The sequence below is a fragment of the Sphingomonas sp. Leaf257 genome (assembly GCF_001422185.1).
Classification (GTDB): domain Bacteria; phylum Pseudomonadota; class Alphaproteobacteria; order Sphingomonadales; family Sphingomonadaceae; genus Sphingomonas; species Sphingomonas yabuuchiae.
The window spans coordinates 115,775-140,088 of record NZ_LMMH01000012.1; the positions used below are offsets into that span (position 1 = coordinate 115,775).

Consider the following 24,314-nt stretch of genomic DNA (forward strand, 5'->3'; position numbering starts at 1 on the left):
ACTTCGACTTCGCTCAGTGCGAACGGCGGTGGTGGATTGATCCCAACCTCCGTTCAGCCTGAGCGAAGTCGAAGGCCACGTGAACGCTTTGCAAAAAATAAGGCCGGTTGTCCGTCAGGACGACCGGCCTTTTCAGTTCAGGGGTGGGCGAGGTGCCGAAACACCCCGCCGGAGGAAGGTCAGAAGGTGATCGTCGTGCCGATCGCAAGCTGGCGACCCAGCGCGTCGTAACGCTGCGGCGCGGTGTTCGAGCGCGACAAGGCGACCTGGTACGAGTTCGGGATGATCGGCGGCGTCTTGTCGAACAGGTTGTTCGCGATGATCCGGAAAGCGAACTTGCGTGCGATGTTCCAGGTCAGCGCGAGGTCGAAGAAGCTCTGCGGCGCGATGCGGGCGAACGTGTTCTGGAACCGCTCCGGCGTGCCGCCGATATCGGCATTGCCCGAATTGTTCGCGGTGGTCAGCGAGCCGGTATAGCGCCAGTTGAACGAGGCATTGAACGTCCGGTCCGGCGTCGTCCAGGTGGTGCGCAGCGTGTGCGCCCATTTCGGAACCAGCTGCCCGCACGAGATGCCGTTCGAGAAGTAACCGGCACAGTTATACTGGCTGCGCAGCGGCGAGTCCTGACCACCGGCCAGTGTCGACAGCGAGCCGTTGAAGCCCCAGTCCAGGCGGCCCGCGCCGTTCAGGTCCAGCGAATACTGGCCCTGGAAGTCCCAGCCATTGGCGAGCGTGCGGTAATAGTTGGTCGTGCCCTGCCGCACGAAGCCGGTCGAGGGATTGCCCGCCGGCGCATTGCCGATCGAACCCGTCACCGGATCGCGCACGATGCCGTTGCAGAAGAACGGATCGCCGTTCGACGCCAGACAGCCCTGCAGATAATAATCCGCGCCGTTATAGCCCAGCGAGTTGACGATCCGCACCTGATAGCGGTCGACCGAGAAGACCAGACCCGGAATGAAGCTGGGCTTCACGACGAGGCCATAGGTCAGGGTATAGGCGGTTTCGGGATCGGCGGTGAAGCCACCCGAACGCGTCGTGCACCCCTCGGTCGGGCAGAGCAGCGAGGCACTGCCATACAGATTGTCGGCCAGACCGGTCTTGCTGCACAGCTCGCGCGAGCCGAGCGGCGTGGTCGTCACGGTGCCATCGGGCAGCGTGCGCGATACGGGTGCGCAGAAATCGGCGAGGGTCGTGTTGCGGCCGAAATTGACCTGGGTCGCCTGGCGGATCTCGATCACCGTCGGCGCGCGCTGCGCCTTGTTGTACGAGGCGCGGAAGGTGATGTCGGCGACCGGCGCGTACAGACCCTCGATCTTCCAGGTCGAGAAGCTCTTCGGGTTGGAGCTGTACTTCGATACGCGGAAGCCGCCATTGGTCTGCAACAGATGGGCGAACGGCTTGTTCTGGATCAGCGGCGCCTGAAGCTCGATATTCGACTCCCAGACGTCCTGCGACAGCCGGGCGTCCTGATCGCCGAACTGGTCGACAAAGCCCGCATCGGCGGTCGAGATCAGCCGGTCCTTGCGATATTCGGTGCCCAGCGACACGGCCAGGCCATCCTCGGCCCAGGGGCTCTTGATGCCATAGGTGGTCAGGTCGCCGTTCACGACCGCGATCGCGTCGAACAGCTGGGTGATCGTCCGCCGCTGGCCGGTGGCACCGCTGGAGAACAGATAGTTGGTCAGCGCATTGCTGCCCGACCCGGCGCGGAACGCGTCGAAGGGCACGCAGGACGGATCGGTGCCGTTGACCACCGAACGACAGGTCGGGGTGCCGTTGACGTTGACGACATCGAGCGCACGGTTGACCCGGTCGTTTTGCGACGTCGGGCCGAGATACCAATCCTGCTGGTTGCGGGCATAGACGCCGCCCACGTCATAGGACCAGGCCTCGCCGATCTTGCCCCGGACGCCGCCGGTCGCACGGAAGCCCATATTGACGAAGCGGTCCGCCTGGGCGGGCTGCCCATCGAAGCGATAGCGCACGTCGAGCGGCACATAGCCGGTCGTGCCGGTGCAGCCCAGCGCACCCGCCTGCCCCGCCGACAGGAAGGGGTTGTCGCAATTCACCTGATAGGGCGTCGTGCCCGCAACAGTATAGGAATAGACCCGGCGCGGCGTCGGGTTCTCGGAGGTGTCGCGGAACCAGATGCCGTCGCCATAGATCTCGACCTCGGGCGCGATCTTCAGGTTGACGAAGCCGCCCGCCGTGTAGCGCTCATTGGCACGCTGGAAGGACACGTCGTCATAGGGGTTGGCGGCATTGCCCGCCCCCGGGCCCCAGGGCACGAAGCTGCGCGTGCCGTCCGGATTGTTCACATATTGCGCGTTGGCGTTGGGGCCAGAGGTGGGCGAGACGAAGCCGCTGCGCGAATAGGTGGACAACGGCGAGCAGGACAGCGCCGAATCCTTGGTCAGCTGCGCGACCGGGCACGCGGCATAGGAGCGCGCGCCGTTCTGGACCAGGTCGGCTTGGCGATAGTTGAAGAAGCCCGACACGTTCAGCCGGTCGTCGAGCAGCTTCTTGCCCGCCGTCACCGTGATGTCGGAACGCCCGCCGTCATTGGTCAGCCCGCGCGGGCTGCCGAACCCGGCCGCGCTGGCGATCGGGGTGACGATGTTGCTGGTGTTGTTGTGGTTGTAGAAATTATAGTTGCCGTCGAGGCGAAGCCCCTCGAAATCCTTGCGCAGGACGAAGTTGACGACGCCCGCGATCGCGTCCGAGCCATAGACCGACGAGGCGCCGCCCGACAGCACGTCGACACGCTCCAGCAGGCTGGCCGGGATGATGCCCGTATCCTGGCCGTTCTGGGTGCCCAGACGTTTGCCGTCGACCAGTACCAGCGTCCGCTCGAAGCCCAGGCTGCGCAGCTTGATCCGCTGACGACCGTCCGAGTCCGCATAGTTGGACTGGGCGTCGGGGGCGACCTGCGGCAGGCGGTTCAGCACCTCCTCGACGTTCAGCGGGGCCTGGGCCTGGATATCCTGGCGCGTGACCGAGGTGATCGGCGCGGCGGAGGCGAGATTGGGGCGGACGATGCGCGTGCCGGTGACGACGACCTCGCCGCCGCTCGACGCCTGCGGCGTACCGCTGATCGCGGCGGAGCGGGTCTGCGCGGCGTCGGCGCTGATCGAGGTGTCGGTATTATCGTCCTGGGTGGTGCCGTCCTGCGCGGCGGTCGATCCGACCTGCTGCGCGGCGGCGGGTGCGACGAGCATCAGGGATGCGGCGGAAAGCGCCAACCACGATGCGGACTGCTGGATTCTCATGAGGTCTCCCCTTCATCCCGGCCGATGGGATGCCGGGTAGAGGGAAAGGACAATGTTTTTGGCCCATAGGGTCAATACCTAATGCATACCTATGCATCACCCATCGCTACATTCCTCGGCCGGTGTCACCAGAAAGACACAATTTAAAACGATTTCAATGTCTTGGATTAATATCCAGAAATGTTTCGACACAGTACCGAGATATATTTGCTGAGCCGGATCAACGCTCTCTACCATTGATTCGGCCAAGTGGTTCCATATCGGTTGCCCCACCCCTTGCGGCTTTGGCTTTCCCCCCGCAGTATCGGCCTCGAGAAGAGGGTCGAGACGACCCGTCGGGGATGGAGCATATCATGCAGGACGAACGACGCGCTTTTCTGGGCGGGATCGCCTCGTTGGCGGGCATTGGGGCGGGGCTCGCCGCGCCGGTACGCGCGCTGGCCAAGACGGCGGCGACGGCAGGCACCGGGTCCGATGCCGTCATCGTGTCGACCTGGGACTTCGGCGCCCCCGCCAATGATGCCGCCTTCGCCAGGGGGCGCAGCGGCGGATCGCTGATCGATATGGTCGAGGCAGGCGTGATGGTGCCGGAGGCCGATCCGAACAACCATTCGGTCGGCTATAGCGGCTATCCCGATCGCGACGGGCATGTGACGCTGGACGCGGTCATCATGGACGATGCAGGCGGCGTCGGCGCGGTCGCCGCTTTGGAGGATACGGTCCACGCCATCTCGGTCGCGCGCGCGGTGATGGAACATACCCCCCACACCTTCCTGGTCGGCGAAGGCGCGACGCGCTTCGCCCGCGACCGGGGCTTTCCGCGCGTCAACCTGCTGACCCCGGAAGCGGAAAAGGCGTGGCGCGACTGGCTGAAGACGCAGAACTACAAGCCCGTCGCCAATAGCGAGACCGGCACCTATGGCGCGGGGCGGCCCGGCACGCCGGGCGGTGCGCTGGACCATGACACGATCGGAATGCTGGCGCGCGATGCCAGCGGGCGGATGGCGGGCGCCTGCACCACGTCCGGAATGGCGTTCAAGATGCGCGGGCGCGTCGGGGACTCGCCGCAGGTCGGCTCGGGCCTCTATGTCGAGCGCGGCGTGGGCGGTGCGACCTCCACCGGGCTGGGCGAGGAAGTTACCCGCACCGTCGGCACCGCGCGCGTCGTTGCATCGATGCGCCACGGGATGAGCCCGCAGGCGGCATGCGAGGAAGCCGCCAGGCATATCGCCTCGCTGCGCGGCGATGCGATCAAGGGCGTACAGGTCGGCTTCCTGGCGATGGATACGCGCGGGCGGATCGGGGCCTTCTGCCTGTTGCCCGGCTTTACCTATGCGGTGACGGATGCGGCTGGAAAGACGCGGGTCGAAAAGGCCCCGTCGCTATTCAAGGCCTGAGCAATCCTCCCCGGCACGGGGAGGTGGCAGCGCAGAGCGCTGACGGAGGGGGGCTTCCGCAAGGGATGGTCTTTGCCGCACGCCCCCTGCACCACCGCTTCGCGGTGTAGGGACGAGATTGTGCCCCCAGCACAATCTTGCCTTGCCGGGGGCAAGGCAAAGTCCCCACACCCCCTCCCCGTGCCGGGGAGGATCAGTTGGCCTCACCCCCATCGGCGATCAGCGCGTTCAGATCGCGCAGCGCCTTGACCAGCCCCAGCCCGCGCGGCCCTGCGATATAGCGCGGCGCCCATTCCGGCTGGAACTTCTCCTTATAGGCCCGCAGCCCCCGGAAGCCGTAGAAGCGCTCGCCATGCCGGAACACCAAGGCCGCGATCTTCGCCCAGGTCGGCCCCAGCCGCCGTCCGTCCACACCCGATAGCGGCGCCAGACCCAGCGCGAAGCGGCCATAGCCTTGCTGCTGCCCCCACAGCATCAGCTCGATGAACAGATAGTCCATCACCCCGCCGGGGGCGTCCTCGACATGGCGCATCAGGTCGACCGACAGCTCGCGCCGATCCCCGGACTTCCAGATATTGGCAAAGGCGACGATCCGCCCCTCGACCCGCACCACCGCGCAGTCGGTCAGCGCCAGATAGGTCGGGTCGAACCGCCCCAGGCTGAACCCCTTTTCGCCATGCCCCTTTTCCAGCAGCCAGTCGTCGGACACGGCCTTCAGTTCGGGAAGGATCGTTGCCACGTCGGCGGCGGGCAGGATCGTGAAGCTGGCGTTCTCGCGCGTGCGGAACCTGTTGAGCGTCTGGCGAAGACTGCGCATCCGCCCGCCCTCCAGCGCGAAGGTCGAAAGATCGATCAGCGCCTCTTCGCCATATTTGATAATCTGCAACCCCATCTCGATCGCGATCTCGAGTCCGTCGGGGGTGATCTGATAGAGGAGCAGCCTGCCTTGCGCCGCGTCCGCCATCGTCCGCAACTGCCACAACAGATCGGCCCAGGCGGCACGCGGGCCGACGGGATCGCCCATCGCGATCCAGCTGGTGCCGCGCACTTGATACATCACAAAGGCATCGCCCTCGGGCGAGAACAGGAAGCGCTTGTCGCCCAGCAGCGCCAGCGCGGCGTCGGTCCGCTCGGCCTGTTCGACCACGCTGAGCACCTGCTCCATCGCCGGATGGTCCATCTCGCCCGGCGGGGCCGCCAGGAACAGCCGCCACAGCCCTGCCCCCGCCAGCATCACCGCCACGCCCAGCCCCGCGCGCAGGAAACGCGACGCGTCGTCCGATAGCGCGAACCGCCACCAGAGCGCTTCCTGATAATCGACATGCTTATAGGCGAAAAAGCCGATCCACCCGGTTCCGACGATCACCACCGCGACGCTGAGCAGCCAGGCGGGCGACAGCGGCCGTGCGACCAGCGAGGTGCGCCGGTAAAAGGCCTTGCGGCTCATCTGGAGGAGGAGCGCGATGCTCAGGCAGACCGCCGCTTCCTCATAATCGATACCCTTGGCCAGCGAGAAGACGGCCCCCGCGACCAGCAGCGCGCGCGCCGCCAGGCTCGCCCCGTCGAGCCGCCGGTAGAGCCCCGGCGCCAGCAGCAACAGGCCGGTGCCGACCAGGCTGGCGGCGAAGTGCGATGCCTCGATAAAGGGCAGCGGCACGATATGGACGAGCTGGTGCACGCGCTGCGGAATGGCGGGCAGCGACCCCGACAGCAGCAGGATCGCCCCGCCGCCGAAACAGGCCGCGCTCAACACCGTCGGCGCGATGCCCAGCAGCACCCGGCGCAGATCGCGCAGCGCCCGGATCGGCCGCCGCCGCACCTCGTCCCAGGCCAGCAGCGCGATGCCCAGCGCCAGCGGGGCGAGATAATAAAGGACGCGATAGGCGATCAGCGCGGCGAACAGCGCGGTCCGGTCGACCGGCACCGTCGCCAGCACCACCGCCTCGAACACGCCGATGCCGCCCGGCACATGGCTGACCAGCGCGACGATGATCGCCAGCGCATAGGCGAGCAGGAAGGCGGGCAGCAGGTCGATCGACGCACCCGGCAGCAGCACGAACAGCGCCGAGCTGGCACAGGCGAGATCCAGCGAGGCGATTCCGATCTGCGCCACGGCTTGCGCAGGCGTGGGCAGCGGCACGCTCCACGCGCGCCAGCCGATCCGCTGTCCGGGCCGCAACGCGCACAGCAGGATCAGCCCCAGCGCCCCCGCCACCACCGCACAGCCCAGCCAGCGGACGACGCCCTGGCCCAATACGAAATGCTCGACGGTGATCGGCCCCTCATGGAACAACAGCCCTAGGCCGGTGACGGTGAACACCCCGAACCAAAAGGTCGCGCTGGCGATAGCGATGACCCGCGCAATGTCCGGCCCATCCAGCCCGGCCGCGGCATAGACGCGGTAGCGCGCCGATCCGCCGGTCAACAGCCCCAGCCCCAGATTGTGGCTGAGCGTATAGCTGGTGAAGGACGCCACCGCCGCCGTCCGCCAGCGCAAGGGCCGCCCGATGACGCGGAGCGCGATCACGTCGTAGAAGGTCAGCGCGATATAGCTGGCGACGGTGAAGCCGACCGACACCATGATCTGGCGCGGGTCGATCGCGTAGAAAGCGGCGCGGACGTCGCTCAGGCGAACCGTCCGGGTCAAATGATGCAGCGCCGACAGGCCGAGCGCGACGAGCAGCAGGACCGCACCCGCCGCCAGATAACCGCGCCGCGCCTTGGCATAGGCAAGGACCCGGTCGACCATCGACGCCAGCTTCGAATGCGTCGTCACCGGGCCGCCCATCTTGCGATCGTCATGATCCGACCGCCTGTCATATCCGCCCCACTCGCGTCCATCTCACTTGCTTTTCGGCCCCCAGATACCCCGGCCGGACAGCGGCATAGAAGCGTTGCCGCCCCCGCCGCCTTACGGGGCCATGACAAGTTCGTCATCCACTCATCCCGCCCTTCATGACAGAAGCGTCATGCTTCGCCCACCCTTCCCTCAGGTGGTGTGGGGTAGGACGGTGACGTGAACGCATCGCCTTTCTCCGTCGCGAAAACAGGGCTGGCCCTCCCCGTGCCGGGGCGGCGCGTGCGCGATCGGGGGCCGCGATGAAAAGCCTGCGGATCGTCGGCTGGAGCGCGGGGATGGCGGCGCTGATCGGCGGAGCGGCCTTTGCGCTGCTGGTCGGGCATATGCCGCTTCATGCCGGGCCGCACCGTCCCTCGACGCTGTACGGCGCGACCTTCGCCCCCGTGGCGGAGGGGCGCCCCGGCCTGGTCGTCACCAGCCTGCGCAGCGATGTCGACGATGATGCCGCCGCTTTGGTCAAGCCGCCGCTGCATGTCGGCGACATGGTCCTGTCGGTCGATGGCCATCCGGCCACGTCCTTCGCCATGTTGCGCGACGAGGCCGCGCTGGCCAGCGACACGCCCATGCGTCTTCAGGTCGCGCGCGACCATGGCCTCCTCACGATCACGCTGCTAAGGAGCGGCTCGGGAGGACAGCGTGGCCAACAGGATTTTGCTGATCGAAGATGACCGCTCGACGGCGGATTACATCGCCAACGGCTTGCGGGAAGAGGGTTTTCTGATCGACCATGCGGCCAATGGCCGCGACGGCCTGTTCCATGCGACCGACGGCACCTATGACTGCATCATTCTCGACCGGATGCTGCCCGGCATGGACGGCATGTCGGTGCTGGCCGCGATCCGCGCGGCGGGGATCGAATCGCCGGTCCTTATCCTGTCGGCCCTGTCCTCGCCCGAGGACCGGGTGGCGGGCCTGACCTCCGGCTCGGACGACTACCTCACCAAGCCCTTCGTTTTCGCCGAGTTGCTAGCGCGCGTCCGCCTGCTGATCCGACGCGGCGGGACCACCGGCAATGCGCCCCAGACCAAGCTGGTGTGCGACGACCTGGAGATGGACCTGCTCGCCCACCGCGTCCGTCGCGCGGGCAAGCCGATCGACCTGCAACCGCGCGAATACCGGCTGCTCGAATATCTGCTCCAGCATGTCGACCAGGTCGTGACCCGCACCATGTTGCTGGAGGGCGTATGGGATTTCCATTTCGACCCCAACACCAACGTCACCGACGTGCATATCAGCCGGTTGCGCAAGAAGATCGACGAAGGCTTTGCCCGCCCGCTCCTCCATACGGTGCGCGGTTCGGGCTATAAGCTGGGGGTCGAGAAATAGCACCGGCGGTCCTCCGCTCGACCACGCTGCGGTTCGCGCTGCTGGTCTTCGCGCTGCAGCTGATCGGCGCAGGCGCGATGGTGGTCATGGTTCGCCACCTGACCCGCAGCGAGATCACGGCGCAGGCCGAGGATGCCGCCAGCGACTTGCGCGACGAACTGGCGGGCATGTGGCTGTCGGGCGGGCAAAAGGCGGTGCGCTCGGCGGTCGACCGGCGACTGACCACCGACCGGCTGCCCTTGTCGGTCATCCTGCTGACCGATGCGCAGGGGCGCTTCGTGGCGGGCAATATCGCCGAATGGCCGCCCAACGTTCCTGCGCCGGGCGCCGCGACGATCGAAATCTTCCGCATCGGCCATTCGCTGCCCGAACGGATGCGGGTGATGGCGACCCGCCTGCCCGATGGTTCGCGAATGCTGGCGGGCCATGTCGTCGAGAGCGAGTTGCGCGTCGCGCTGGCGATGGAAGAGGCGATGGCGGTCGGCATGGCGGCGGCGATCGTGCTGGCCGCCCTCGCTGCCTGGATCGCCGCGCGGATGATCGAACGGCGGCTGGAGGATACGGTCGCCACTGCCCATGCGGTCGCCGCCGGGGACCTGTCGCGCCGCGTCGCGCCCAATGGCGGCGACGATGCCTTCGACGCGCTGGCGCTGGCGGTGAATGCCATGCTCGACCGGATCGCGCTGCTGATGACGGAGCTGAAGGTCGCGACCGACGGGCTGGCGCATGACCTGCGCTCGCCGCTGACCCGGTTGCGCGCGACGCTGGACCGCGCGCTGGCCGAGAGCCGGGACGAGAATGCGCGGGTCGCGGTCGGCCGTGCGCTGGAGGAAGGCGACCGGCTGCTCGCCATGCTCGATACCGCACTGCGCATCAGCCGGGCCGAGGCCGGGCTGGGCCGCGACGCCTTTGTCGAGGCCGATCTGGGTGCCATGATCCGCGACGTGGCCGACATGTTCGAGCCGCTGGCCGAGGATCGCGGCATGACCATCCGGGCCGAGGGGCCAGAAATGATGGTGGCGCGCGTGCACCGCGAACTGCTGGGTCAGGCGATCGCCAATCTGATCGACAATGCACTGAAATATGGCGCGGGCGAGGTGGTCGTCCGGGTCGAGCCGGGGCCGGTGGTGATCGTCGCCGATGACGGTCCCGGCATCCCCAAAGACCGCCGGGACGAGGCGTTGAAGCGGTTCGGGCGACTGGATGCGGCGCGGACGGAGAGCGGCGCGGGCCTGGGCCTGTCGCTGGCCAGTGCAGTGGCGCATCTGCATGGCGGCAGTGTGGCGCTGGAAGATAACGCGCCGGGGTTGCGGGTGCGGTTGACGCTGGGGTGACACCATACTCCCCAAGCTCGCTTGGGGAGGGGGACCATCGCGCCAGCGATAGTGGAGGGGCACGCCCCCCCGCCCCTCCACCACCGGGCTACGCCCGGCGGTCCCCCTCCCCATCGAAGATGGGGAGGATCGAGGGGTTACGCCCCCACATTGCCCGTGCGCTCCAGCTTGCCCCAGCCGACGATCCATCCGCCGATCGCCGAACTGATCGCGCGCAGCACGACCCAATACATGATCTGGCGATAGACCAGCCGCTGCGCGACCAGCAGATGCGCGGGGTAGCGCACCCGGTTGCCGTCCAGGCGATAGGCCAGCCAGCCGCACAACACGTCGATCGCGGTGAAGGCCGTCCAATAGGCCGCCATCTGGAACACGTCGGTCTGCGTCTGCGCCCAGCCATGCTGGCCGACGCGCACCGCCGTTCCGATGACCGACAGGACCAGCGCCAGGTCGATCAGCGGCGAGATGGCGGCGAACAGGATCTGGAACAGCCACGCCTGCGGCAGGCCGATCCGTGCCAGCCCGGCGGGCTTGCCGGTGCGCAACACGCTGCGGTGCTTCCACAGGCATTGCAGCGTGCCGAACGCCCAGCGGTAACGCTGCTTGGCGAGCGCGCGGAAGCTCTCGGGCGCTTCGGTCCAGGCGACGGCGCGCGGATCATAGGTCACGCGCCACCCGGCCCGCTGGATCGCGATCGTCAGGTCCTGATCCTCGGCCAGCGTATCCTCCGGATAGCCGCCCACCGCATCCAGTGCGGCGCGACGCCACGCCCCCACCGCGCCCGGCACCACCGTCATCGCATCGAATCCGGCCAGCGCGCGGCGCTCCAGATTCTGCGCGGTGATATATTCGACCGCCTGCCAGCGGGTGACCAGATTGACACGGTTCCCGACACGCGCATCGCCCGCGACGGCGCCGAGCTTGGGATCGGCGAACCAGCGCGCCAGCTTGGCGATCGTCTCCGGCTCGAACTGGGTATCGGCGTCCAGCGCGATCAGCACTTCGCCGGTCGCGTCCAGCAGCGCCCGGTTCAGCGCCGCCGCCTTGCCGCCATTGACCAGCGTCAGCAGCCGGACGCGCGGTTCGTTCGCGAACGCCTCGCGCACCACGGCGCTCGTCCCATCCTTCGACCCGTCATCGGCCACGATGACCTGAAGGCCCGGATAGTCGCTGGCCAGCACCCGCTCGACCGACCGGACGATCACCCGCTCCTCGTTATAGGCGGGGATGATGACCGAGACGCTGGGGGTGAAGACGGGCGGCACCGGCTTGGACTTGCGCCCCTGGAACCAGGCCAGCCCTGCCATCACCACTGCGCGCGCGATGCCCAGCGCAATGGCGAGATAGAACAGCCAGGCGAGCGAGGCCGACAGGAAGGCCAGCACCACGAAGATCGCGACGTCGGTACGCACCGCCAGCAGGTCATGCCCCTCGACCAGCGGCATCGCCTGGTCGCGGCTGACCCCGACCAGCTGCGAAGCGGGGACGAAGCGATAGCCTTCGGCGCGCAGCGTATCGATGATGCGGGGCAGCGCCTCGACCGTCTGTTGGCGGTCGCCGCCGCCATCGTGCAGCAGGACGACATTGGCCGAATTGTCGGGCGTAGCGCCGTGCACCTGATCGACCGTCTGCTGGACGATCGCGTCGGTGCCGGGCCGCTGCCAGTCGTTCGGATCGACATGCAGGCCGACGACCGTATAGCCCAGATTCTGCGCGATCAGGGCGGGATCGATCTCGTCCGCCGTCGTCGGCTCGGCGTCGCCGAAATAGGGCGCGCGGAACAACGTCGTCGAACGGCCGGTATAGGCCTGGATCAGCCGCTTGGTGGCGTTCAGCTCCAGCTTGATCGTGCGCGCGCCCGTCGTCGCCATGTTGGGATGGGTGTAACTGTGATTGCCCAGTTCGCTGCCGCCCGCGACGATCCGGCGAAGCAGCTGCGGGTGTTGCAGCGCATTCTCGCCGATCACGAAGAAGGTGGCGGGCACATGCTCGCGCTCCAGCACGTCCAGGATCTTGGGCGTCCATTCCGGATCGGGCCCATCGTCGAAAGTCAGCGCGATCGTCTTCGGGATGGCGCCCGCCCGCTGCACGACATAGGGCGTCGGATAGGTGCGATAGACCTCGTTCCGGATCACCCCGTCCTTGTCATATTTCAGTCCGCGCTCGCCCTGTGTCGGCTGGGCGGTGATGCGCAGGATTTCGCCCGCCCCCTCGACATCGACGTTCAGCGGCGAGGCGACGACACCCAGCCGGGGAATGACGCCCCGCGCGGTGCTGCGGAACGCGGCGAAGTCGGCCCAAAGACCGGGGTCTTCCGATCCCAGCTGCCAGAAGGCGACATCATCGATACCCAGCCGCTTCAGCGCCTGGAGTTGGTTCCAACTGGTCGCGGCGTCGAGCATCCAGACGGTGTGATGCTCGCCATTCTCGTCATAGGCGAAACCGGCATTGCCGCTCGCCTGGTCGAACGTCACCTTCGCCTGGCTGTCATGCGCGATCAGCCATGCCTCTTCGATCGACCGCGCCTCGGCCGGCCCCTTGGCGGGCCAGTCATAGCCATAGCTGCCCAGCGCCACGATCAGCTTGTCGCGCCCCACCTCGCGCAGCGCCTTTTCCGACGCCTGGAGGAACCAGGGCTGCGCCGCGATCGGGCCGGGGGTGCCGGTCTGCCAATGCTGGTCATAGGCCATCAGGATGATGCGATCGACGACCTTGGCCAGACGCTGCAACTGCCACGCCTCGTCCTCGGCGGGGACGGTGACGGCCAGCACGGCGCCCTTGGGCAGGTGCGCCTTGATCCGCTGGAGCAGCCGGGGATAGCCCGCCATGGCATTGGCGGGAAGATTCTCGAAATCGACGACCAGGCCCGACTGGCGGTTGGTCGCGATCGACTGGCCGAGCTGGGTCGCCAGCTTTTCGGACGCCGCCGGGCTGGCGATGATCCGCGCGATGGTCTGGCCGTCCCACTCGTCGTCGGACAGGTTCTGCACCATCGGCAACAGGCGCGGCGGCTTGGCCGCGCGCGCGAGCAGGCTGGCGAGCTTGGCGTCGTTGTCGATCGTCAGCTGCCACTTCGGACCCGACACGTTCATCAGGCCGGGGACCAGCCAGTCGATCTGCCCCATATGCGCATGGAGCGACGCCAGCGCGGAATCATTGCCCGGGGTATAGAAGGCGACGGTCAGCGGCGTATGGTTCTGTGCCACCGACTTGCGGGGCAGCCACTCGCCACGCCGCCCCTTCAGCTGGGCGGTCGGCTCCAGCGTCATCGCTTGCCGCCGCGCGAAGGGCAGGGGCAGCACGCCCGAATTCGGCACCGCGACCAGTGTCGTGGCAAAGGCGATGGCGGCGACGATCACCGCCAGGATCGTCACCGCAACGGCGCGCCGTGCCCAGGTGCCCCGACGGCCCGTCGGGTCAAAGAAGATCGGGTTGCTCAACGGTGTCGATCCTTGGTCCAATACGCGAATGCTGTGGCGGCCTATTACCCCCGACCGCTTAAGCTCGCGTTTCCATCAGCCAGCCGATGGCAGATCACTGACATAGAGCGGGTGATCGCAACATTACAGATTTTTCATGACACCCCCGCTTCTCCTTCATCCCATCCGTGACAAGGATTGCCGACGAACATTAGGACACGTCATGGTCGAACTTCTCGCCCGCCTGCGCTTCAGGTGGCGCCTTATGCTTGGCGGCGCGCTGGGGCTGCTTGCTGCGATTGCCACTATCCTTCTCTATTCAGGCAGTTATTTCGACAAGGACCCGTTCACCCGCTTTCCGGCGCAGGGCAGGGTCCAGCCGATCCTGGTGCTGTCGCTGTCGGGCGACATGGGCCTGCGCTATGGCATGGGCGGGGTGATCGCGCGGTCGCTGAGCGCCGACGGAATCGAGGTGATGGGCGTCAACTCGCCGGTGCTGTTCCGCAAGCGCCGCACCGCCGCGCAGGTGGATGAAGTGATTGCCGACCTCGTCCGCCGGGCCGAGGCCGAAAGGGGCGAGCGAAAGCTCGTGCTGCTCGGCCAATCCTATGGCTCGGACATGCTCCAGACGGGGCTGGCGCATCTGCCCGCCGATCTGCGCAAGGCGATCTCGGCGGTCGTGCTGGTGGTGCCGGGCGAGACGGCCTTTTTCCGCTCCGACCCTTCCGGCCTCGCCTATATGGGCAAGCCCGACAGCCTGGGCATCACGACCGCGCGGCAGATCGACTGGGTGCCGATGACCTGCATCTATGGCGTGCGTGAGCCCGACAGCTTGTGCCCTATGCTGGAACAGCCCAATGTCCATGTCGTGGCGCTGCCCGGCGACCATTACCTCAACCATGACGAAGCCAATCTGGTCGCCCATGTCGAGGCGGCGGTGCGCCGCGCCCCCTCCCCCGCCGATTGACGGGGGAGGAACGCCGGACGATCAGGCGGTGATCGCTTCGATCGGCGCATCCGCGTCTTTGCGCGTCCGCCACACGGCGGCGCAGCCCAGCGCATAGGGCTTGGCCAGCACCGTCGACACCGTCATGTAGCGCGCCGTGGCGGTGTCGCGGGTCAGCGTCAGGTACAGATACCCCTTGTCGTCCTGGTCGCAGAAGCGGACGACCTTCGGATTGGCCGCCGCGATCTCGCGCCCGATACCGGGCATCATGTCGCCCCAGGAGGGGCTGGTGACGGACGTACCCGCGAACTCGGCTGCGACCAGCTTGCCGCTGGCGTCATACAGGTCGTTGGCCCAGGCGGCATGGCTGTCTCCCGACACGACGACCGGCCGCGACCCCGCGCGCCGGAACGCGGCATAGAGCCGCTCGCGCGCTGCCGGATACCCGTCCCAGCTGTCGAAATTCAGCGGCAGGCCCGCGCGATACGAGGCCTGCGCCTCGCCCAGCCGCTGGCGCTCGCCCTCCGACAGGCGTTCGGTCAGCTTCGCATAACCCTGCGGCCCCATCTGCTTTTCCAGGTCGGGACCGTCGATCCGCGCCATCACCACCTGGTTGCCGATCACCTGCCACGGCGTCCCCGCCTTGACCGAGGCGGTCAGCGTCCGCTCGATCCAGCCGAGCTGCCCTGCGCCGAGCAGTTCACGCTCGGGCCGCGCGCGTTCGGCCATCATCGCGGCATATTCCCCGGGCTGGGGCGCTTCGCCCTTGGCCGCCGCCACCTGCTTCGACCGGGCGAGCAACCGCGTCTCCACCATCACCAGTGTGGCGAGGTCGCCGAAATCGAAACTGCGGTTGATCGCTTCCCAGGGCTGGCCGGGCCGGGGATCGCGGATTGGCATCCATTCGAAATAGGCCTGCATCGCCGCCGCCTTGCGCTTGCCCCAATCGCCTTCGGTGGCGGGTTGGTGGTTCTCCGCGCCGCCGATCCAGTCGTCATTGGCGACCTCGTGATCGTCCCACACGCAGATGAACGCCGCGCGGGCATGTGCCGCCTGCATGTCGGGGTCGCGCTTTACCTGGGCATGGCGCTGGCGATAATCGGCGAGCGTCACGATTTCATGCGCAGGCTCGGGCAGGCGGTTCAGTTCGTGCCCGGTCTTCGTACCATAACCGTCCGCGCCATATTCATAGATATAGTCGCCCAGATGGACCACCGCGTCGAGCCGTTCGGTCTTCGCGATCGCGTCATAGGCGTTGAACAGGCCGCCGGGATAAAGCTGGCACGACACCACCGCCAGCGCCAGTTCCTCGACCCGCCCGCGCGGCAGGGTGCGGAAACGCCCCTCGGGCGAGCGCTGGCCCCCCGCCGTCTCGAACCAGTAGCGATAGTCGCGCCCCGGTTGCAGCCCCGCCACCTCGACCTTGGCGGTGAAATCGCGCGCCGCGCGCGCCGTGACCCGGCCGGTGTGCAGGCCCACCGCATCGCTGCCACCCATCGGCGCGACATGCCAGGTCAGGGCGATGTCGCCCCCCTGCCCTTCGCCGGGCGTCGCGCGAGTCCACAGGATCGCACCGACCGCCGAGGGATCGCCGCTGGCCACGCCGTGATCGAACCGTCCCGCCGGAGCCGCCGCCTCCACCAGGGTCGTCGGCAAGGCCAGGCTGGCCCCGCTCCCCATCAGCGCCATCGCGCGGCGTCGATTCATCATCGTCATCGTATCGGTCCTTTCGGACCGGACGGCTAGGCGCGGTGCGCGACAGTCCGATGGCGGAGCCATGACGGTTTGGCGACAGACGACAACTGTCATCAATTTGCCATATCGTGGACACCGACTGGTAATTCCTCTTGCCTAAGGAGCCGTAAAACAGGGGCAATACCGGGGGACATCATGAATTCGACGATCGGCCGCGTAAGCGCGGCTGTGCTGCTGGCTGGCCTGTCGCAGGCGGCCTTCATCCAGGCGGCGGCGGCACAGGCGATGATCCAGCCGCAGGAGGATGCTCGCGACGCGGACGGCAATCCCGATGTGATCGTCACCGCGCAGAAGCGGGAACAGCGGATCGAGGACGTGCCCGTCACCGTCACCGCCGTCACGGGGGCGCGCATGGCGGACCTAGGCGTCAACTCGCTGTCCGAAGTCGCGCAATATATCCCCGGCCTTCAGATCCAGGAGCAGAGCGCGAACAATCCCGGTTTCGTGATCCGGGGCATCACCTCGGACTCGGGCTCGGCCCAGCAGGGTGCGCGGGTCACGCTCTATTATAACGGCGTCGACATCAGCCGGACGCGCGGCGCCTATCAGGACCTGTACGATATCGAGCGGATCGAGGTGGTGAAGGGGCCGCAGGCGACGCTGTTCGGCACCGCCGCCGCCATCGGCGCGATCAACATCATCTCCGCCAAACCACGCGCCGGGACCGAGGGCGGCATCCTGGCCTCCTATGGCAATTTCGACCGGAGTCAGGTGTCGGGCTATCTGAACGCAGGCAACGACAGGCTCGCCGGGCGGATCGCCTTCGCATACAAGTATCGCGACGGCTATGTCCGCAACATCGCGGGCGATCCCAAGGTCGCCAATCAAAATCAGGGCCGGGTCGATCAGGACGATCTGAACGGTCAGGATCAGCGGGGCGTTCGCGGGTCGTTGCGCTGGACGCCCAATTCGTCGCTCACCGCCGATCTGGTGCTGACCTATGACGGACAGCGCAATCCCGGCACCGCGTTCAAGAGCCGCGTCTTCGCCCCCACCGGCGGCCAGACCGGCGACTATGGCTATGCCGAGCTGTCCGGCTCGCCCTTCTCCGCCGAGGTGCTGGGACGGCGCAAGCTGGGGCTGACGCGCAACGTCTATGACGCGAACCTGACGGTCGCGGTCGATATCGCGCCGGGCATCACCTTCACCACGGTCAACGGCTATCGCCGGTTCGACGCGCTCGAAATCTTCGACGCGGACGGCGGCCCCGCCTGGTATCTGGAGTTCGGCGAGGACGCCAGGGGCGACCAGTGGAGCCATGAAAGCCGCTTCGCCTTTGACGGCGCGCATTACCGTGCATCCTTCGGCTGGAACGCCTTTTTCGAAAATGGGCAGCAGCGCGTTCCCTTCTCGACCGAGGAAGGCACCTATCTGGCTTGTTCGGTCGCGCGTGACTTCGCGCCGATCCGCCAGATCCTGAACGGTGCCGGACTGCCGACCGGCACCGCCTGCGTCGCCGCCAACGGCACCATCCCGGCGACGCGCGCCACCGCGATCCTGTCGCGCGGGACGGCGACCGTCGTCCCCTACAGCGCCAGCTTCGCCAATTACGGCAATACCGACACCTATTCGGTCTTTGCCGACGCCACCTGGATTCCCACGGATGCGCTGGAACTGACGGCGGGGGCCCGTGTGCTGATCGAGGATCGACAGTCGGGTTATAGCTCGGTCATGCCCGACAGCCGGTTGCTGGCGGGGGCCGGGATCTTCACCAGCCTGCTCGCCGCCGCCAATACCAAGGGCCAGAAATTCACTGCCGAGCGCAGCTATGCCGCGATCCTGCCGCGCTTCAATGCGCTCTACCGCCTGAGCGACGATGTGAACGTCTATGCCACGGTCAGCAAGGGCCGCCGCTCGCCGGTGGTGCAGCTCGACGCGCAGCGCATCGTACCCCTGAACGTCGCCAGTTCGGGCGCGGTCCCCCGGCTTCAGATCATTCCGGCCGAAAATGTCTGGAATTACGAGGGCGGCATCAAGGGGCGGGTCGGCGCCTTTTCGGGCGCGGCCTCGGTCTTCTACCAGCGGTACAAGGGTTTCCAGGTCTCGGTGTTCGAGAACGGCCTGACCGTGACGCGCAGCGCCGGGTCGGCCGACAACCTCGGCGTCGAGCTGGAGGCCAATGTCGCGCTCCATCGCTGGCTGAGCCTGTTCGGCACCTTCGCCTATATCGATGGCGGCATCGGCAATGATCCGTCGAACGGCGTCTTCGCGGGCAACCGTTTCCGCCTGCAGCCCGACACCACCGCCTCGGGCGGCGCGAACCTGCGCATCCCGCTGGGCACGTCGGCGATCTTCTATGCGACGCCCAGCGCCACCTACCGCTCCAAGGTGTTTTTCGAACTGCCCAACAGCGAGGCGATCTCGCAGGGCGGCTATACGCTGGTCAATCTGCGTGCGGGCGTCGAGTTCGGCGACCAGGGCCGCTTCCATGTCGGCGGCTTCGCGCGCAACCTGACGAACAAGCGCTATCTGATCGATGCGGGCAATACCGGCGGCACGTTCAGCACGCCGACCTATATCGCGGGCGAACCGCGCTTCTACGGCGTGGAACTGGGCGCGCGTTTCTAGCAAGTAACGCCCCTCCCCTTGCAGGAGAGGGGCTATCCTATGGGCATTTAACCGCTTCCTAACCCCGGACCGCTAGAGCCGGTGTCCTCGGGCCATGGGTTGGGAAGCGGATATCGTGCTGCGCTGGTTGATGTTGGTGGCGAGCCTGGCGGTTGCCACCTCCTGCACCCCCGTCCGCGAGCGGTCGGCGCATCTGACGCTGGATGTGCCGCCGCCGACCGCACGGACGCTGCTGCGCCAGCTCGCGCTCGACGTGCCCGACACCCACCTGCCCGAGGCGATCAGCGGCAATACCCCCATCGAAATGGCCGCCGCCCCCGCCTTCAGCGGCATTGCCCGCACCGCGACCGACGCAGCCCGCGCCGCCGAGTGCCTGACCGCCGCCATCTATTACGAGGCCCGCTCCGAGCCGGTCGACGGCCAGCGCGCGGTCGCACAGGTCGTGCTCAACCGGGTCCGCGACCGGGCTTTCCCCAAAAGCATCTGCGGCGTCGTCTATCAGGGGTCGGAACGGTCGACCGGTTGCCAGTTCAGCTTCACCTGTGACGGATCGATGCTGCAACCCCGTGACCCCGCCGCCTGGAACCGCGCCGCCGCCGTGGCGCAGGCCGCTCTCGCCGGATTGGTCTATGCGCCGGTGGGGGCCGCGACCTTCTATCACGCTAACTACGTTCTGCCCTGGTGGGCCTCCAGCCTCAGCCGGATCGGCTCGGTCGGCACGCATATCTTCTATCGCTGGCGCGGGGCGCTGGAGCGCGACCTGTCCTTCCGCCAGGATTATGCGGGGGTAGAGCCGAACATTCCCGTTCCCGTTGCCGTCCAGAACCCCGCCGCCGCGCCGATGGCCGAGGCGATGTACGGCGTGACCATCCACCGTGGCGAGCAACGGGCCGAGGCCATGGCCGGGGCTCCCGATGCGAAGCCCACGCCGGTGTCGACGGCCGGCGTGCGTATCCACCGCAACGGCTTTGCCCATGGCGGCGGGGAAGCCACGCCCGGCGTGATCGTCGGTGAGGAAAGCGATCCGGGCTGATCGGGGACCTATTCCTCCCCCATAGGGGGAGGGAGACCGCCGGGGTGGATGGGTGTACCCGGTCGCAAGGGCGGTTTCCCTATCTGATGGCGCCCCCCCTCCGTCAGGCCTTCGGCCTGCCACCTGCCCTTACAGGGGAGGAAAAATCAGCCGATCGTGTCGATCCACGCGGGCAGGTCGCCCAGTCGCTCCAACTGGCGGAAGCGGGGATGGTCGACCGGCGCGTCGCCTGCTTCATGGCTCCATGCCAGCGGTTGCGGGATGAACGCAGCCCAGGCGCCTGCGGCCAGCGCGGGCAGTATGTCGGAACGCATCGAGTCCCCGGCCATCACCGCCTGTTCAGGCGCGACACCGTGGCGGGCGAAGATGCCCCGGAAGGTATCCGGCGTCTTGTCGCTGACGATCGCCACGTCATCGAAATGCGAACCCAATCCGGACGCCGCCAGCTTCGCTTCCTGATGCAGCAGGTCGCCCTTCGTCACCAGCACCAGCTTCCCCCGCTCGCGCAACGCCTCGACCGTGTCGGCGATACCGTCGAGCAGTTCGACCGGATGCGCCAGCAACTGCCGCCCCGCTTCCAGCACGCGTGCGATCAGGTCGGTGGGCAGGGTCGGCCCCGCCAATTCCACCGCCGTCTCGATCATCGACAGGGTGAAGCCCTTGGCCCCATAGCCATAGAGCCTCAGGTTGCGCGCCTCGCACGCCTCCAGCGTGGCGCGGGCGACGCGCGCCTCGGCAAAGGGGGCGAGCAGGCCGACCAGGGCCTCCTCGGTCGCCGCAAAGTGGCGCATATTGTGCCAGAGCGTATCGTCCGCATCGAGGCAGATCAGCGCGATGGTCATGCCGTGTCTCCCATTTTGCCCCACGTTCCTGGCCCCACGTTCTTGGCAGGGCGTCTCCATCACAGCTCGCGGATCAGGCGCAAGCCCAAACGCGGCCGGAACCGCTCGCCGCGTGCCTTTTCCGCGCCGACGCCGCCCTGCACCCCCAGCTTGCCGATCGCACGATGCACCTGCGGCATCAGCAGCCAATAGGCGCCCTGCCCATTCTGCCGGTTCATCTCCAGGCCCAGCACCGTGTCGGGATTCAGGTCGTAGAAGGTCGAGTGGTTGATGATCGTCCCCGTCTCGTTGCCCTCGCGTAAGGTCACGTCGCCGACGCCGAGCATCGTCATCGTGCTCCACCGCTCGCCGAAGCGATTGCCGAGCAGCCATAACAGGGTCGAGGTCCAGCCGCCCTCCTCTCGGTCGTGCAGCCCCAGATACTGGACGCCGTGCACGCTCCGCCCGCCCCGGAAGGTCCCCAGACGCTTCTGAAGCCCCATCTTGTACTGGACCACGCGGCTATTGATGAGCGGCAGTTCGAGTTCGACCGCAAGGCCGTCCGCCACCGCCAGTTCGACCTCGGGTGCCCATTCCAGTTCGCCGCGCGGCCCGGTCAGGTCGCGCTGCGCCAGCGTGTTGACCTCGATCTCGCCCGCCTTGGCGGTCAGCGGGCGGATCATGTCGAACACCATCGGCTCCGGGATATCAGGGCCGGTCTGGGCGGCGGCGGGAACGCCGAAGAGGAGAAGGGCCAGGGTGGAAAAAGCCAGGCGGCCGGTCATGAACATCGTGAAACTCCCAGGCATTACGCAGTACCGCGGTGCCGGGGGCCATCGCCGCCGGGCGTATCAGGGCGCGTGGGGTTCGTACCGCCGCGCACCCGCGCCCATCGCCGCCTGTATTCCCGTGACCAGCGCATCCACCGTGAAGGGCTTGGTCAGCAACTGCATGCCCGGCGACAGATGCCCGCTGTTCAGCACCGCATTCTCCGCATAGCCCGTGACGAACATGACATTCAATTCATGTCGCAACTCCCGTGCCGCCTCGGCCAGCTGCCGCCCGTTCATACCACCAGGCAGGCCGACACCGGTGACGAGCAGGTCGATGCGCTCGGCCGAGCGCAGCGCGGCCATCCCCTCGACGCTGTCCGCCGCCTCGATCACCCGGTATCCCATATCGCGCAGCACATCGGTGATCATCATCCGCACCGTCGCCTCGTCATCGACGACCAGCGCAGTCTCGCCCGCCCCCGATGCGTTGGCCGGGGCACCGGCGGCATTCTCACCGTCCCGCTCGGCGGGGCCGTGATGGCGCGGCAGATAGAGGAACACCGTCGTGCCCTCGCCCGGCGCCGAACGGATGCGAACCTGACCGCCCGATTGCTGGGCAAAGCCATAGATCATGCTCAGCCCCAGCCCGGTCCCCTGCCCCAGCGGCTTGGTGGTGAAGAAGGGGTCGAACGCCTTTTCCATCACCTCGGGCGTCATGCCCGTGCCGGTATCGGTGACGCACAGCGCCAGATATTCGCCGTCCGGTATATCGGCGAAGCGGGCATTGTCCTGGTCCAGGCGGCGATTGACCATCTCGATCGCGATCCGCCCGCCGCCCGGCATCGCGTCGCGCGCGTTGATGCACAGGTTCAGCAGCGCATTCTCCAGCTGCGGCGCATCGACCAGCACGGTCCACAGATCGTCCGATCCTTGCGTCTCCAGCGCGATGCCCGGCCCCACCGTACGGCGGATCAGGTCGGTCATGCCCGCGACCAGCGCGGCGATATCGGTCGGCTTGGGCGCCAAAGTCTGCCGCCGGGAAAAGGCGAGCAGCCGATGGGTCAGCGCCGCCGCGCGCCGCGTCGCCCCCTGCGCGGCATCCATATAGCGGTCGACGTCGTTCACCCGCCCCTGCGCCAGCCGGAGCGCCATCAACTCCAACGACCCCGAAATCCCGGCGAGCAGATTGTTGAAGTCGTGCGCTAGACCGCCGGTCAGCTGGCCCACCGCCTCCATCTTCTGGCTCTGGCGCAGCGCCTCCTCGGCCCGCATCAGTTCGGCGGTGCGGTCGGCGACACGCTGTTCCAGCTGATCGGTCAGCGCGCGGAGTTCGGCGATGGCCGTGTCGCGCTCTACTTCCAGCGCACGGCGCAGGCCGACATCGATCAGGACGCCAGGAAACTGAATTGGCATACCCTCAGCCGAGTGATCGACCCGGCCAATGGCTTCCAGCCAATGATAATGGCCGTCATGGCGGCGGACGCGATATTGGTGCGCATAGGCACCACCCCGCGTGATCGCTTCCTGCACCGCCTCCGACAGACCGGCACGGTCGTCAGGATGGACCAGTTCGACCACCTGCTCCAGTTGCACCCCTTCATGACCATGGGCGGGATCCAGCCCGAAATGCCGCGCGAACGGCTCGTCGCAGGTGAAGCGGTTGGTCACCAGATCCCAGAACCAGGTGCCGATGATCGCCCCGGCCTCCTGGGCCAGTTGCACCCGCTCGGCATTCAGCCGGGCCCGCGCCTCGCTCTCGCGCAATTGCTGTTCGACGCAGACGCGGTCGGTGATGTCGAAGCTGACGCCCGGAAATCGCACGCAACGTCCATTCTCATCGGCGATGCAGCGGCCCCGCGCCGACACCCAATGAATGGTGCCATCGGCCTGGACCAGTCGATATTCGGAGGCGAAGCGGCCTGCGGCATCATCGGCGCCCGTCCCCAGCCCCGCCCCCAGCCCCGCCATCGCCTCCGCGACTTCGCGCTCGACGCGCTCTCGGTCATCAGGGTGAATGCCCTTGAAGAATTCGGCGATCGGCAAGCCCGCCTTGGCCGCCGCCGGATCGACCCCGTACATGGTCGCGAAGCGCGGGTCCGTACGGATCGAATCGTTCACCACGTCCCAATCCCACATGCCGACGTGCGCGCCCGAGCTGAGGGCCAGTTCCAGCCGCTCGTCCGCCTCCCGCTGGTGCCGCTCGGCCAACACCCGCGCGGTCGTCTCGCCGGTGACGCAGATCATGCCCGAAATCTGCCCCTGATCATCGAAGACCGGCGAGTAGGAAAAGGACCAATAGGCCTCTTCGGGCTTGCCCTCGCGTGCCAAATCCAGCCGCATGTCGGTGACCTGCGCGACCTTGCCCGACAGCGCGACGTCGACGAGCGGCGCGATATCGTCCCAGATGCTGCCCCACAGGATACGAAAGGGCGTCCCCATGGCGGTGGCGGCGCGATAGCCCAGCATCGGGCGATAGGCGTCGTTGTAAAAGGACACCAGATCCGGCCCCCAGACCAGATACATGGGCGCCGGGCAGGCCATCATCGTCGCGATCTGGGCCTTCAGCGCGGCGGGCCATGTGTCGGGGGACCCGAGGCTGGTCGTCGTCCAGTCGAACGCGATCATCTCGTCGACGATACGGCCCGATACGCCGTTGAGAAAAGCAAAGGCGGGGGAGTGCACCATGATGCGACCCTGCAACAGACTGTGGTCCAGCGCCAGCGTTGAGAGCGGGCAAGCCAGGGCATTGTGGCGGATCCGCCTGCATGTCGGCCATTTTGTCCCTGGGTTGATCTGTCCGAGTGACAGTG

Annotated in this window: 14 protein-coding genes; 7 read left to right on the forward strand and 7 right to left on the reverse strand. The window is 67.2% G+C overall.

Going from position 1 to position 24,314, the window contains the following annotated elements; all coding sequences use genetic code 11:
- Window positions 1-179 precede the first annotated feature (179 nt).
- Window positions 180-3,272: a TonB-dependent receptor plug domain-containing protein gene (locus ASF14_RS08380; RefSeq protein WP_056434080.1), complete on the reverse strand. Its 3,093-nt coding sequence runs from the start codon at window positions 3,270-3,272 to the stop codon at window positions 180-182.
- Between the two features lie 353 nt (window positions 3,273-3,625).
- On the opposite strand from ASF14_RS08380, the gene ASF14_RS08385 reads away from it, so the two are divergent.
- A complete protein-coding gene (locus ASF14_RS08385) occupies window positions 3,626-4,669 on the forward strand; it encodes a N(4)-(beta-N-acetylglucosaminyl)-L-asparaginase (protein ID WP_056434549.1) in 1,044 nt (347 codons plus the stop codon).
- A 193-nt stretch (window positions 4,670-4,862) separates the two neighbouring features.
- Here ASF14_RS08385 and mprF read toward each other — a convergent pair whose 3' ends face one another.
- Window positions 4,863-7,418: a bifunctional lysylphosphatidylglycerol flippase/synthetase MprF gene (gene mprF, locus ASF14_RS08390; RefSeq protein WP_082442162.1), complete on the reverse strand. Its 2,556-nt coding sequence runs from the start codon at window positions 7,416-7,418 to the stop codon at window positions 4,863-4,865.
- Window positions 7,419-7,768: 350 nt separating this feature from the next.
- Here mprF and ASF14_RS08395 point away from each other — a divergent pair, with 350 nt between their 5' ends.
- The 3 genes from ASF14_RS08395 (at window position 7,769) to ASF14_RS08405 (ending at window position 10,189) form a co-directional block, all read left to right on the forward strand.
- On the forward strand, window positions 7,769-8,197 hold the full coding sequence (locus ASF14_RS08395) for a hypothetical protein (protein WP_056434084.1): 429 nt from the start codon (window positions 7,769-7,771) through the stop codon (window positions 8,195-8,197).
- The gene (locus ASF14_RS08400) at window positions 8,166-8,855 is read left to right on the forward strand and encodes a winged helix-turn-helix domain-containing protein (RefSeq protein ID WP_056434085.1); all 690 of its coding nucleotides are present in this window, start codon (window positions 8,166-8,168) and stop codon (window positions 8,853-8,855) included. The genes ASF14_RS08395 and ASF14_RS08400 overlap by 32 nt, the downstream gene beginning before the upstream one ends.
- An 86-nt stretch (window positions 8,856-8,941) precedes the next feature.
- Window positions 8,942-10,189: a sensor histidine kinase gene (locus ASF14_RS08405; protein WP_236696993.1), complete on the forward strand. Its 1,248-nt coding sequence runs from the start codon at window positions 8,942-8,944 to the stop codon at window positions 10,187-10,189.
- Window positions 10,190-10,326: 137 nt separating this feature from the next.
- On the opposite strand, the gene ASF14_RS08410 is transcribed toward ASF14_RS08405, so the two are convergent.
- Window positions 10,327-13,629, reverse strand: a complete 3,303-nt coding sequence (locus ASF14_RS08410) for a glycosyltransferase (RefSeq protein WP_056434088.1) — start codon at window positions 13,627-13,629, stop codon at window positions 10,327-10,329.
- A 202-nt stretch (window positions 13,630-13,831) separates the two neighbouring features.
- On the opposite strand from ASF14_RS08410, the gene ASF14_RS08415 reads away from it, so the two are divergent.
- Complete coding sequence (locus ASF14_RS08415) at window positions 13,832-14,575, forward strand: AcvB/VirJ family lysyl-phosphatidylglycerol hydrolase (RefSeq protein WP_056434090.1); 744 nt, start codon at window positions 13,832-13,834, stop codon at window positions 14,573-14,575.
- 21 nt (window positions 14,576-14,596) lie between these two features.
- Here the strand turns inward: ASF14_RS08415 and ASF14_RS08420 are convergent, their stop codons facing one another.
- On the reverse strand, window positions 14,597-16,270 hold the full coding sequence (locus tag ASF14_RS08420; RefSeq protein WP_056434092.1) for an alkaline phosphatase D family protein: 1,674 nt from the start codon (window positions 16,268-16,270) through the stop codon (window positions 14,597-14,599).
- Between the two features lie 174 nt (window positions 16,271-16,444).
- Between ASF14_RS08420 and ASF14_RS08425 the strand changes: the two genes are divergently transcribed.
- Both ASF14_RS08425 and ASF14_RS22490 read left to right on the forward strand, forming a co-directional pair.
- Window positions 16,445-18,877: a TonB-dependent receptor gene (locus ASF14_RS08425; RefSeq protein WP_056434094.1), complete on the forward strand. Its 2,433-nt coding sequence runs from the start codon at window positions 16,445-16,447 to the stop codon at window positions 18,875-18,877.
- A gap of 115 nt (window positions 18,878-18,992) precedes the next feature.
- Window positions 18,993-19,910 carry a cell wall hydrolase gene (locus ASF14_RS22490; protein WP_330218782.1) on the forward strand — a complete coding sequence of 306 codons (918 nt, stop codon included), beginning with the start codon at window positions 18,993-18,995 and terminating at the stop codon, window positions 19,908-19,910.
- 146 nt (window positions 19,911-20,056) lie between these two features.
- On the opposite strand, the gene ASF14_RS08435 is transcribed toward ASF14_RS22490, so the two are convergent.
- Genes ASF14_RS08435 through ASF14_RS08445 form a run of 3 tightly spaced genes read right to left on the reverse strand, consistent with a single transcriptional unit; the run spans window position 20,057 to window position 24,189 of the window.
- Entirely contained in the window at window positions 20,057-20,752 is a 696-nt protein-coding gene (locus ASF14_RS08435; protein ID WP_056434096.1) for an HAD family hydrolase, read from the reverse strand.
- Between the two features lie 59 nt (window positions 20,753-20,811).
- Window positions 20,812-21,522 (reverse strand): hypothetical protein, encoded by a 711-nt coding sequence (locus ASF14_RS08440; protein WP_236696994.1) that lies wholly within the window; start codon window positions 21,520-21,522, stop codon window positions 20,812-20,814.
- A 60-nt stretch (window positions 21,523-21,582) separates the two neighbouring features.
- Window positions 21,583-24,189, reverse strand: coding sequence for a PAS domain-containing protein (locus tag ASF14_RS08445; RefSeq protein ID WP_201780561.1), 2,607 nt, complete (start codon window positions 24,187-24,189; stop codon window positions 21,583-21,585).
- Between the last annotated feature and the right edge of the window lie 125 nt (window positions 24,190-24,314).